We start from the raw sequence: 858 nt of genomic DNA on the forward strand, positions 1-858 counted from the left end.
GCTGTCGGGATCCACAATCGTGAGCTGGCCCGAGGTGTTGAGCGCCGCCGGGGTGTCGCCCTCGGTGGCGGACTTCGAGTCCGAGCTGACGGTCGCCGCGTCATTCGTGCCGGTGATGGTGACCGTCACCGTGCCGGAGGCGGTCCCGTCCTGGCTGGTCACCGTGAAGTGATCCTGGACCTGTTGGCCCGCGGTGAGCTCGTCATGAGCGCCGTTGCCGGTGTAGCTCCAGGCGCCGCTGGCATCGATCGTGAAGTCGCCATAGGTCCCGTGGACGTTCGATTGCGCGACGACGTGGGCTTCGCCCGTATCCGGGTCGGTGACGGTGAGCTGGCCGCTGGTGTTCAGCGCCGCCGCGGTATCACCCTCGGTGACGGGCTTCGAGTCGGAAGAGACCGTGGCCGCGTCGTTGCTGCCGGTGATGGTCACCGTCACGGTACCGGTGGCGGTGCCATCCTGGCTGGTGACCGTGAACTGATCCTGCACCTGCTGGCCCGCGATGAGCTCATCGTGGGCGCCGTTGCCGGTGTAGCTCCAGGCGCCGTTGGCATCGATCGTGAATTCGCCATAGGTCCCGTGAGCATTGGTCTGGGCGACGACATGGGCTTCGCCGCTGTCGGGATCCACAATCGTCAGCTGGCCGCTCGTGTTGAGCGCCGCCGCGGTGTCGCCCTCGGTGACAGACTTCGAATCCGACGAGACCGTCGCCGCGTCGTTGCTGCCGGTGATGGTGACCGTCACCGTGCCGGTGGCGGTGCCGTCCTGGCTGGTCACCGTAAACTGGTCCTGCACCTGCTGGCCGGCGGTGAGCTCATTGTGGGCCCCGTTGCCGGTGTAGCTCCAGGCGCCGTTGGCATC

The 858-nt window shown here is 67.2% G+C and carries 1 protein-coding gene; it reads right to left on the reverse strand.

Annotated elements, in window-relative coordinates; translation table 11 throughout:
- On the reverse strand, window positions 1-858 hold an 858-nt coding region (locus tag IC66_RS0142365; protein WP_038951396.1), incomplete at both ends, for a VCBS domain-containing protein.

It is taken from the genome of Bradyrhizobium genomosp. III (assembly GCF_000261705.1).
Classification (GTDB): Bacteria; Pseudomonadota; Alphaproteobacteria; order Rhizobiales; family Xanthobacteraceae; genus Bradyrhizobium; species Bradyrhizobium ottawaense.